Origin of the sequence: Pseudomonas rhizosphaerae (assembly GCF_000761155.1) — a bacterium.
Taxonomy (GTDB): domain Bacteria; phylum Pseudomonadota; class Gammaproteobacteria; order Pseudomonadales; family Pseudomonadaceae; genus Aquipseudomonas; species Aquipseudomonas rhizosphaerae.
Genome location: NZ_CP009533.1, coordinates 1,985,277 through 1,996,903 on the forward strand (window position 1 = coordinate 1,985,277; position 11,627 = coordinate 1,996,903).

Below are 11,627 nucleotides of genomic sequence, written 5' to 3' on the forward strand. Positions count from 1 at the left end.
AAAAAGTGGGCAGGTTACCCGATTGAGGGGCGGTTTTCCTGCAAAAGTTCCATACGAATCTGTACGGCGAGTCAGTCGCGGCTGTGCACCCGGCGGCCGGCGGCATAGGTCTGCAAGACCGCGCGGTCGTCGCCCAGGGTCATCAGTACGAACAGCACTTCTTCAAACGTCTTGGCTTGCGCGATGCGGTAGCTGAGCAGCGGCGTGGCATGGTAGTCGAGCACCACGAAGTCGGCATCGGTGCCCGGCTGTAGGGTGCCGACGCGGTCTTCCAGGCGCAGCGCGCGGGCGCCACCCAGAGTCGCCAGGTACAGCGACTTGAACGGGTTGAGTTTTTCACCCTGCAACTGCATGACCTTGTAGGCCTCGTTCAGGGTATGCAGTAGCGAGAAACTGGTGCCAGCGCCGACGTCGGTGCCCAGGCCGACGTTGACCTTGAAGCGCTCGGCCTGGGGCAGGTTGAACAGGCCGCTGCCCAGAAACAGGTTGGAGGTGGGGCAGAAGGCAATGGCCGAGCCGGTTTCCGCCAAACGCTCGCACTCGGCGTCGCACAGGTGCACACCGTGGGCAAATACCGAGCGCTCGCCGAGCAACTGGTAATGGTCGTACACGTCCAGGTAGTTGCCGCGCTCGGGGAACAGCGCCTTGACCCATTCGATTTCCTGGAGGTTCTCGCTCAGGTGGGTCTGCAGGTAGACGTCCGGGTACTCGCGCAGCAGTTGCCCGGCCAGGGTCAGCTGGGCCTCGCTGCTGGTCGGCGCGAAGCGCGGCGTCACCGCGTAGTGCAGGCGGCCCTTGCCGTGCCAGCGTTCGATCAGCGCCTTGCTCTGGGCGTAGCTGCTCTGGGCGGTGTCGGTCAGGTAGTCGGGCGCGTTGCGGTCCATCATCACCTTGCCGGCGATCAGCCGCAGGTCCAGGGCCTGGGCGGCTTCGAACAGGGCGTCGACCGATTCAGGGTGGACGCTGCCGAACACCAACGCAGTGGTGGTGCCGTTGCGCAGCAGTTCCTTGAGGAAGATCTGCGCGACACCGTCGGCATGCGCCTTGTCGGCGAACTGGCCTTCACAGGGGAAGGTGTACTCGTTCAGCCAGTCCAACAGTTGCTCGCCATAGGAGCCGACCATGCCGGTCTGGGGGAAGTGGATGTGGGTGTCGATGAAGCCGGGGGTGATCAAGGCATCGGGGTAATGGGTCACCTCGACGTCGTCCGACAGCGTCGGCAGCACCTCGCTGGCGGCGCCCAACGCACTGATCCGCCCGTCCTCGACCACCAGCACGCCATCGGCGAAGTATTCGTAGGAGGCCTGGACACCGACCAGGGCAGGGTCGTCGAGGCTGTGCAGGATTGCGGCGCGATAGGCTTTGCAGGTAAGGCTCATGGTGCATCTCTCAAGGCAGCGGGGCTGCGGCGCGAGCGCGGCAGCAGTTGGGCGACCCCCGGCGAGCTGGCTGTCCCCGGCTCGGCGCGGGCGCCAAAGTGCGCATTGTAGGTGGCGATGATCTCGGCGGCGATGGAAACGGCGATTTCCATGGGCAGCTTGCCCTTCACCGCTTCCAGGCCCATGGGGCAGCGCATGCGCTGCACCACACTGGGCGCGATGCCGCGGTCACGCAGGCGGTGCTCGAAGCGCGCGCGCTTGGTGGCGGAGCCGATCAGGCCGAACCAGGTGAAGTCGTTGCGCTCAAGGATGGCTCGGGTCAGTTCCAGATCCAGCGAGTGGTCATGGGTCATGACGATGCAGTAGCTGCCCACCGGCAGGCTCGCGACCTCGTCCACCGGCTCGTCGGTGATCACCTGGCAGACACCGTCGGGCAGGCTCGCCGGAAACTCCTCGGGCCGCGAGTCGACCCAGCGCACCCGGCATGGCAAGCTCGCCAGCAGCGGCACCAGCGCGCGGCCGACATGGCCGGCACCGAACACCACCACCTGCGCCTGCGTTTGCGCCACCGGCTCGAACAGCAGGACGGTGGCGCCGCCGCAGCACTGCCCCAGGCTGGCGCCCAGGCTGAAACGCTCCAGGCGTGTGGCGCGGGTGCCTTCGGCGAGCATTTCGCGGGCGATGTGCAGCGCCTTGTATTCCAGGTGGCCGCCGCCGATGGTGTCGAACAAGGCGGTGTCGCTGACCACCATCTTGGCCCCGGCATTGCGCGGCGTGGAGCCTTTCTCTTCGATGATGGTCACCAGCACGCAGGCTTCGCCACGGGCCTGCTGTTCGGCCAGGGCACCGATCCAGTCAGTCATGGCGTACGCTCCCGGGCGCCGCCTGGCGCATCTGCTCGCAACCCCACAGCACCCGTTCCGGCGTGGCGGGCGCGTCGATATTCGGTTGCAGGCGGTAGTCGCCCAGGCTGGCCACGGCATCCTTGATCGCGCACCAGGCAGCGATGCCCAGCATGAACGGCGGCTCGCCCACGGCCTTGGAATGGAACACGGTGTCTTCGGGGTTCTTGCGGTTTTCCACCAACTGCACGCGCAGGTCCTGGGGCATGTCGGCCACCGCCGGAATCTTGTACGACGCCGGGCCGCTGGTCAGCAGCTTGCCCTGATCGCTCCACACCAATTCTTCGCAGGTCAGCCAGCCCACGCCCTGCAGGAAACCGCCTTCTACCTGGCCCAGGTCGATGGCCGGGTTCAAGGAGGCGCCGACGTCGTGGAGGATGTCGGTGCGCAGCAGCTTGTACTCGCCGGTCAGGGTGTCGATCAACACTTCGCAGCACGCCGCGCCATAGGCGAAGTAGTAGAACGGCCGGCCACGGGCCAGGCTGCGGTCGTAATGAATCTTCGGCGTCTTGTAGTAGCCGGTGCTGGACAGCGACACCTGGCCCATCCACGCCTGCTGCACCAGGCTCTGGAACGTCAGCAGCTGGTCGCGCACGCGCACATGGCCGTTGCTGAATTCCACGTCTTCCTCACTGACCCGGTAGTGCCGCGCGGCGAACTCGACCAGCCGCTGCTTGAGAATCAGCGCCGCGTTCTGCGCCGCTTTGCCGTTGAGGTCGGCACCGCTGGACGCCGCAGTCGGCGAGGTATTGGGCACCTTGTCGGTGTTGGTGGCGGTGATCTGGATGCGCGCGATGTCGACCTGGAATACCTCGGCCACCACCTGCGCGACCTTGACGTTCAAGCCCTGGCCCATTTCGGTGCCGCCGTGGTTGAGGTGGATGCTGCCGTCGGTGTAGATATGGATGAGCGCGCCAGCCTGGTTGAGAAAGCTGGCCGTGAACGAGATACCGAACTTGACCGGCGTCAGCGCCAGGCCCTTCTTCAACACCGGGCTGTCGGCGTTGAACGCGCGGATCGCCTCGCGGCGCTGTTCGTAGTCGCAGCTGGCTTCGAGTTCGGCGGTGATCTCTTCGAGCAGGTTGTGCTCCACCGTCTGGTGGTAATGGGTGACATTGCGCTCGGTCTTGCCGTAGTAGTTGGCCTTGCGCACCGCCAGCGGGTCGAGGGCCAGGTGGCGCGCGATGCGGTCCATCACTTCCTCGATGGCCACCATGCCCTGGGGGCCGCCGAAGCCGCGGTAGGCAGTGTTGGACGCCGTGTGGGTCTTGCAACGGTGGCCGTTGATGGTGGCATCGCCCAGGTAGTAGGCGTTGTCGGCATGGAACATCGCCCGGTCGACGATCGACGCCGACAGGTCAGGGGAGTAGCCGCAGTTGCCGGCCAGGTCCAGATCGATCCCGTGCAGCCGCCCGTTGTCGTCGAAGCCGACGTCGTATTCGATGTAGAAAGGGTGGCGCTTGCCGGTCATGAGCATGTCCTCGACCCGCGGCAGGCGCATTTTGGTCGGCTGCCCGGTCAGGTGCGCCACCACGGCGCACAGACAGGCCGGGCTGGCGGCCTGGGTCTCCTTGCCGCCGAAACCACCGCCCATGCGGCGCATGTCCACCACCACCTGGCTCATGGACACGTCCAGCACCTCGGCCACCAGCTTCTGCACCTCGGTGGGGTTCTGCGTCGAGCAGTAGACGATCATTCCGCCGTCCTCGGTGGGCATCACCGAGCTGATCTGGGTTTCCAGGTAGAAATGTTCCTGGCCGCCGATGTGCAGGCTGCCCTGCAAGCGGTGGGGCGCGCTGGCCAATGCCGCGGCCGAGTCACCACGCTGGTGGGTGTGGCTGTCGAGCACGAAATGCTGCTGGCGCAGCGCCTGGACCACGTCCAGCACCGGCGGCAGGTCTTCGTACTCGATCACCGCCGCCATTGCCGCGCGGCGGGCACTGTCCAGGTCGCGGGCGGCCACTGCCAGTACCGGCTGGCCGACGAACTCGACCTTGTCGATCGCCAGCAACGGGTCGCCGGGCAGTAACGGGCCGATGTCCTTGAGGCCGGGGATGTCCTCGTGGGTGATCACCAGGCGCACGCCGGGGATGTCGTAGCAGGCGGAGGTGTCGATGCGCAGGATGCGTGCGTGGGCCCGGTCGGACAGCCGCGCATACACGTGCAGCTGGTTGGGGAATTCCAGGCGATCGTCGATGTACACCGCCTCACCCGTGACGTGCTTGTCGGCGCTGTCGTGCTTGACGCCCCGGCCTACGCCGGTGGTCAGCCCCTGGGCGAACAGTTCAGCCATGCGTGCCTGGCTGTCGGGCGCTTGATGCTCAGACATGGGCGCTCACCCGCGTTTGAATGTGCGGCGACTGCAACTCGATGAAGCACTTGCGCAGCAGGTTCTGCGCGGTCAGCAAGCGGTACTGCTTGCTCGCGCGAAAATCCGACAGCGGCGTGAAGTCCTCGGCCAGCGCGGCGCAGGCGGCCTCGACAGTCGCCTTCGTCCAGGGCCTGTCGAGCAACGCGGCCTCGCAGCCTGCGGCGCGCTTGGGAATCGCCGCCATGCCACCGTAGGCGATGCGTACGTCATGAACGCGGCCATCTTCGATCAGCAGACTGAACGCGGCACACACGGCGGAAATGTCATCGTCCAGCCGCTTGGAAACCTTGTAGGCACGAAACACGCGGCGGGCGTCGGCGCGCGGGACGATGATCTTTTCGATGAACTCGCCGTCTTCCCTGGCGGTGACTCGATAGTCGATGAAATAGTCCTGCAGGGGCAGGGTGCGGCTGCGCTCGCGTTTGCGCAGCACCACGTGCGCGCCCAGGGCCAGCAACAACGGCGGGCTGTCGCCGATGGGCGAAGCGTTGCCGATGTTGCCGCCCAGGGTGGCCTGGTTGCGAATCTGCAACGACGCGAATCGATGCAACAAGTGGCCGAAGTCGGCGTACTCGGCCGCCAGCGCCTGATAACAATCGGTCAAGGGCATAGCCGCGCCGATCTCCAGGCGATCGTCGAAGGTCTCGATACGCTTCATCTCGGCAACGTGGCCGACGTAGATCATCACTGGCAGCACCTTGTGCGCCTGGGTCACTTCCAGCGCCAGGTCGGTGCCACCGGCCAGCAAGCGCGCCTCGGGCTGCTCACTGTACAGCTCGGCCAGGTCGGCCACGGTCAAGGGCACCAGGCAGCGGTTGTTGCCGCCGTGAAGCTCGTCGGTCCGTGCTGGCGCGATGGCTTGCAGCCGGGCAAGGGTCTGCGCCTGCTGGCTGTCGAACTGATCCGGCAGTGCAGGCCCGCCGCAGGCCTGGGCCGCGGCATCGAGAATGGGTCGGTAGCCGGTACAGCGACAGAGGTTGCCGGACAACGCCTCGCAGGCCTGCTCGCGGTTCGCCTGCGGCTGGTTCTTCTGCAGGGCGAACAACGACATGACGAAACCCGGTGTGCAGAACCCGCACTGAGAGCCATGGCAGTCGACCATGGCCTGCTGAACGCTGTGCAGGCGACCTTGGAGCTTAAGGTCCTCGACGCTGAGCAGCTGCTTGCCGTGCAGGCTGGAAACGAACGTCAGACAGGCATTGCTGCTGCGATAACGAATGTGCGGCTGACCGCCGTCTTCGACCCGCTCGCCGATCACCACGGTGCAGGCACCGCAATCGCCGCTGGCGCAGCCCTCTTTGGTGCCCGGCCGCGCCAAATCGGTGCGCAGGTATTCCAGCACTGTCAGGTTTGGGTCCAGGGCATGCTCGGTGTGCAGCGTTTGATTCAAAAGGAACTGGATCACGGATGGCCTCACGACGCCTGATTCTTCGGTCTGCCTCTAGCAGAATCTATGCGGCAGCCGGGGGGCGGTCAACGATTAGCTGACCTGCGGGTCAGGAAATTGGGCGAGCCCGTTTCCTGCGCCCCGGCAGACATGCCTTTAGCCAAGCCACATCCGTGCCAACCTGCCGCCTTTGCCCTGCAATTGGGGTACACTGCGCCCCATGCTGCGATCACAGACAGCCGATCACCGATTACCGATTGTCGAAGGAAAACCATGACGTTCAAGGCGCCGGACAGCCTCGCCGAGCAAATTGCCCATCATCTGGCCGAGCGCATCATCAGCGGTGAGCTCAAGCCGGCCGAGCGCATCCAGGAACTCAAGGTCACCCAGGCGCTGAACGTCAGCCGTGGCTCGGTGCGCGAGGCCCTGCTGATTCTCGAACGCCGCCATCTGGTCGACATCCTGCCGCGCCGCGGCGCCCAGGTCAGCGAGCTCAGCGAACACAAGGTACGCAGCCTCTGCGCCCTGATGGGCGAGATGTACATCATGCTCGGCGACGCCGTGGCCCAGCGCTGGAAGACCGAGGCCGACCTGGCGCCGTTTCTGATCATCCAGGGGCGTTTGCAGACCAGCTTCGAACGCCAGGACATCAACGCCTTTGTCGAAGACAGCTTCAACGTCATGCGCGCCGCCTATCCTTTCGCCAACAACCCGTACCTGCAAGAGACCATCGAGAACCTGCAGCCGGCCATGAACCGCACCTATTACCTGGCCCTGGAACAGCGCAAGGCGTCGATGAGCGAATACCTGGCCTTGTTCGGACGCCTGCTGCAGGCGGTGTCGGCGCGTGACCCGCAGCTCATCCGCAAGGTGCTGGGCGAATACTGTCAGCGTAGCTGCGAATTGGTGCTCAGCGCCTTGGCGGTTCGCTGAGCATGCGCCTCAAGTGCATTCGTCTGGCCGGGTTCAAGTCGTTCGTCGACCCGACCACGGTCAATTTCCCCAGCAACATGGCCGCCGTGGTGGGGCCCAACGGTTGCGGCAAGTCCAACATCATCGACGCCGTGCGCTGGGTCATGGGCGAAAGCTCGGCGAAGAACCTGCGCGGCGAGTCGATGACCGACGTCATCTTCAACGGCTCCACCAGCCGCAAGCCGGTCAGCCAGGCCAGCATCGAACTGGTGTTCGACAACAGCGACAGCACCTTGGTGGGCGAGTACGCCGCCTACGCGGAAATCTCGATCCGCCGCAAGGTTACCCGCGAGAGCCAGAACACCTATTACCTGAACGGCACCAAGTGCCGTCGACGCGACATCACCGACATCTTCCTCGGCACCGGCCTGGGCCCGCGCAGCTACTCGATCATCGAGCAGGGCATGATCTCCAAGCTCATCGAGGCCAAGCCCGAAGACCTGCGCAATTTCATCGAGGAAGCGGCCGGCATCTCCAAGTACAAGGAGCGTCGTCGCGAAACCGAAAGCCGCATCCGTCGTACCCACGAGAATCTGGCGCGCCTGACCGACCTGCGCGAGGAGCTGGAACGCCAGCTCGAACGCCTGCACCGCCAGGCCCAGTCGGCCGAAAAATACCAGCAGTACAAGGCTGAAGAGCGTCAGCTCAAGGCGCAGCTGTCGGCCCTGCGCTGGCAGACCCTGAACGAGCAGGTCGGCCAGCGTGAGGCGGTCATCGCCGACCAGGAAGTGGCCTTCGAGGCCCTGGTCGCCGAGCAGCGCAATGCCGATGCCGGCATCGAACGCCTGCGCGATGGTCATCACGAGCTGTCCGAACGGTTCAATACGGTGCAGGCGCGTTTCTATTCCGTGGGCGGCGACATCGCCCGGGTCGAGCAGAACATCCAGCACGGCCAGCAGCGCCTGCGCCAATTGCAGGACGATTTCAAGGAAGCCGAACGCGCGCGCCTGGAAACCGAATCCCACCTGGGCCACGACCGCACGCTGCTGGCGACCTTGGGCGAAGAGCTGGAAATGCTCGAGCCCGAACAGGCCATCAGTACGGAAGCGGCCGAAGAGGCCGCCGCAGCCCTGGAAGAAGCGGAAACCCGCATGCACGGCTGGCAGGAACAGTGGGACCGGTTCAATACCCGCTCGGCCGAGCCGCGGCGCCAGGCCGAAGTCCAGCAGGCGCGCATTGCCCAGTTGGAGCTTTCGATGCAGCGCCTGGCCGAGCGGCAGCGCCGCCAAAGCGAAGAACGCGAGCTGCTGGCGGCCGATCCGGAAGATGCGGCCATCCTCGAACTGGACGAACAACTTGCCAGCAGCGAAATGCTCATCGAGGAATGGACCGCGCAGGAGCAGCAGCAAGCCGAGCAGTTGGAAGCCACCCGTCAGCAACTGCACGAGGCCACCCAGGCCCAACAGCAGGCTCAGGGCGAGTTGCAGCGACTCAACGGCCGCCTGGCCTCCCTGGAAGCGCTGCAGCAGGCCGCGCTGGACCCGGGCACGGGAACCGCGCAGTGGCTGGACCAGCAGGGGCTGGCCCAGCATCCGCGCCTGGCCGAAGGGCTGCGGGTCGAGCCGGGTTGGGAACAGGCCGTGGAAACCGTACTGGGCGCCGACCTGCAAGCCGTGCTTGTCGATGATCTGGCGGGCCTGGACCTGGCCAACTTCGAACAGGGCGAATTGCGTTTGGTCAGCGCTACGGCAGGCGGCGCGGCCCTGGCCGACAGTCTGCTGCACAAGGTCCACAGTGAGGTCGACCTGAGCCCGTGGCTCGCTGGCGTGCGCGCAGTGGCCGACCTCGACACCGCCCTGGCATTGCGCAACCAGTTGGCTCCTGGCGAAAGCCTGGTCAGCCAGGACGGCTACTGGCTGGGACGGCACTTCCTGCGGGTCAGCCGCGGCAACGACGCCAGCCGTGGCGTGCTGGCCCGCGGGCAGGAGCTGCAAGCCCTGCACCTGGACGTGCAGGCCCACGAGGCGACCCTGGCGCAGGTCCAGGAACAGTTGCTCACCTGCCGCGAGCAGCAGCAAGCCCAGGAGCAGCTACGCGAACAGCTGCGTCGGCGCATCCAGGACGAAAGCCGCCAGCAGGGCGAACTCAAGGCCAGGCTCTCGGCCAGCCGGGCCAAGGCCGAGCAGTTGTCGCTGCGCCGCCGCCGACTCGACGAAGAACTCGGCGAGCTGGCCGAGCAGCGTGCGCTCGAGCACGAGCAGGTTGGCGAGTCGCGCCTGCAATTGCAGGACGCCCTCGACGCCATGGCCAGCGATACCGAACAGCGCGAACAACTGATGGCCCAGCGCGACGAGCTGCGTGAGGGTCTGGAGCGCATCCGTCAGGACGCCCGCCAGCATAAGGACAGGGCACACCAGTTGGCGGTCCGCCTGGGTTCGCTGCGCGCCCAGCACGACTCCACACGCCAGGCGCTCGAACGCCTGCAACTGCAGGCCGAGCGCCTGACTGAAAAACGTGAACAATTGACCCTGGGCCTGGAGGAGGGCGAAGCGCCCCTCGAAGAGCTGCGCCTGAGCCTGGAGGGCCTGCTCGAACAACGCATGGCCGTGGACGATGAAATGCGCCACGCGCGGCTGGCCCTGGACGATGCCGACCGCGAATTGCGCGACGTCGAAAAGCGGCGCACCCAGGCCGAGCAACAGAGCCAGGTACTGCGCGGCCAGCTGGAACAGCACCGCCTGGAGTGGCAGGGGCTCAGCGTGCGGCGCAAGACCCTGCAGGAACAACTGCATGCTGACGGCTACGACCTGCACGGCGTGCTCGCCACCCTCGACGTGCTGCTCAACGAGCAACAGGCCGAGGAAGAACTTCAGCGCATCGATGGGCGCATCCAGCGCCTGGGCGCGATCAACCTCGCCGCCATCGACGAATACCAGCAGCAGTCCGAGCGCAAGCGCTACCTGGACGCCCAGGATGCCGACCTGGCCGAAGCGCTCGACACGCTGGAAAACGTCATTCGCAAGATCGACAAGGAAACCCGCAGCCGCTTCAAAGACACGTTCGACCAGATCAATGCCGGTTTGCAGGCACTTTTTCCGAAAGTTTTCGGTGGTGGCAGTGCTTATCTGGAACTGACGGGCGAAGATTTACTCGATACAGGGGTAACGATCATGGCGCGTCCGCCCGGCAAGAAGAACAGCACCATTCATTTGCTCTCCGGTGGAGAGAAAGCCCTGACCGCACTGGCCCTGGTTTTCGCCATCTTCAAATTGAATCCGGCGCCGTTCTGCATGCTCGACGAAGTCGATGCACCGCTGGACGATGCCAACGTCGGTCGCTACGCACGGTTGGTGAAGGAGATGTCGCAGACAGTGCAGTTCATCTATATCACCCACAACAAGATCGCCATGGAAATGGCCGATCAACTGATGGGGGTGACCATGCATGAACCAGGCTGCTCGCGACTGGTCGCCGTGGACGTCGAGGAGGCCCTGGCCATGGTCGAGGCCTGAAAAACCCTGAATTCGACGTTAAAATCGAGCTATGTGCGACAGACGGTGTAAAGTTGTTTCCGGTCGTGCTAGTTTTACCGAAATAGTGTTTACGCGTGGAGAAAACGCCTGTCAGAACATAGAGTTGGCGCCACGTCTTAAAGAGGGTTCACGCCCTTTATTTTTCATTTTCATTAGAGGCACGGGATTACATGGAAATCGGTCTGCGCGAGTGGCTGATCCTCATCGGCATCATTGTCATTGCCGGTATTCTTTTCGATGGCTGGCGCCGGATGCGCGGCGGCAAGGGCAAGCTCAAGTTCCGTCTGGATCGCAACATCAACAACCTTCCCGAGGAAGACACCGGCGCCGAAGTGCTCGGTCCTCCCCGTGTGCTCGATACCCACAAGGAGCCGCAACTGGACGAGCATGACCTGCCGCCCATGAGTGCCCAGCGTGACGGTGGCAGCCAGCGCGCCAAGCGCGAGCCGACCGCCGACCACGCCGACCTGAACCTGACGGTGGAGCCGGACGAGATCAAGGAACCCCGCGAAGCCCGTCCACCCAAGCCTGCCCGCGAGCCCAAGCCTGCCAGGCCGCAGCCGGCCATGAAGGCAGCACGCGACAGCCACGATGACTTCGCCAGCGATGGCAAGGGTTTCTCGAGCAGCGGTGCGCCGGCCGTGGAGAAAGACCTGCCGCCGGTTGAAGAAGTGCTGGTGATCAGCGTGATTTCCCGCAGCGAAAGCGGCTTCCGTGGTCCGGCATTGCTGCAGAACATCCTGGAAAGCGGCCTGCGCTTCGGCGACATGGATATTTTCCATCGCCACGAAAGCATGGCGGGCAATGGCGAGATCCTGTTTTCCATGGCCAACGCGGTCAAGCCAGGCATCTTCGACCTGGACGACATCGACCACTTCAGCACCCGTGCCGTGAGCTTCTTCCTCGGGCTGCCCGGTCCGCGTCATCCCAAGCAAGCGTTCGACGTGATGGTAGCGGCCGCTCGCAAGCTGGCCCATGAACTGGACGGCGAGTTGAAAGATGACCAGCGCAGCGTACTCACCGCGCAAACCATCGAGCACTACCGCCAGCGCATCGTCGAATTCGAACGCCGCGCCTTGACCCACAAGCGCTAGGCTTTAAACCGCGGCGCTCCCTTCGCGGGCAGAGGGCTCGCCGCCCGCC

The 11,627-nt window shown here is 64.8% G+C and carries 7 protein-coding genes; 3 read left to right on the forward strand and 4 right to left on the reverse strand.

All coding sequences use genetic code 11. The features are described from left to right. Window positions 1-71 precede the first annotated feature (71 nt). From guaD to xdhA, 4 genes are read right to left on the reverse strand one after another with little or no spacing between them, the layout of a single operon-like run. Complete coding sequence (gene guaD, locus LT40_RS08960; RefSeq protein ID WP_043189049.1) at window positions 72-1,379, reverse strand: guanine deaminase; 1,308 nt, start codon at window positions 1,377-1,379, stop codon at window positions 72-74. Continuing rightward, window positions 1,376-2,242 (reverse strand): xanthine dehydrogenase accessory protein XdhC, encoded by an 867-nt coding sequence (gene xdhC / locus LT40_RS08965; protein ID WP_043189051.1) that lies wholly within the window; start codon window positions 2,240-2,242, stop codon window positions 1,376-1,378. Before xdhC ends, guaD begins: the two co-directional genes overlap by 4 nt. Then, entirely contained in the window at window positions 2,235-4,610 is a 2,376-nt protein-coding gene (gene xdhB, locus LT40_RS08970) for a xanthine dehydrogenase molybdopterin binding subunit (RefSeq protein ID WP_043189054.1), read from the reverse strand. The genes xdhC and xdhB overlap by 8 nt, the downstream gene beginning before the upstream one ends. After that, window positions 4,603-6,057 (reverse strand): xanthine dehydrogenase small subunit, encoded by a 1,455-nt coding sequence (gene xdhA / locus LT40_RS08975; protein WP_043189057.1) that lies wholly within the window; start codon window positions 6,055-6,057, stop codon window positions 4,603-4,605. The genes xdhB and xdhA overlap by 8 nt, the downstream gene beginning before the upstream one ends. Window positions 6,058-6,312: 255 nt before the next feature. On the opposite strand from xdhA, the gene LT40_RS08980 reads away from it, so the two are divergent. The 3 genes from LT40_RS08980 (at window position 6,313) to zipA (ending at window position 11,578) form a co-directional block, all read left to right on the forward strand. After that, a complete protein-coding gene (locus LT40_RS08980; RefSeq protein ID WP_043189060.1) occupies window positions 6,313-6,972 on the forward strand; it encodes a GntR family transcriptional regulator in 660 nt (219 codons plus the stop codon). Between the two features lie 2 nt (window positions 6,973-6,974). Continuing rightward, a complete protein-coding gene (gene smc / locus LT40_RS08985) occupies window positions 6,975-10,463 on the forward strand; it encodes a chromosome segregation protein SMC (RefSeq protein WP_043189063.1) in 3,489 nt (1,162 codons plus the stop codon). Between the two features lie 191 nt (window positions 10,464-10,654). Continuing rightward, window positions 10,655-11,578 (forward strand): cell division protein ZipA, encoded by a 924-nt coding sequence (gene zipA / locus LT40_RS08990; RefSeq protein WP_043189066.1) that lies wholly within the window; start codon window positions 10,655-10,657, stop codon window positions 11,576-11,578. The last annotated feature ends 49 nt before the right edge of the window (window positions 11,579-11,627 follow it).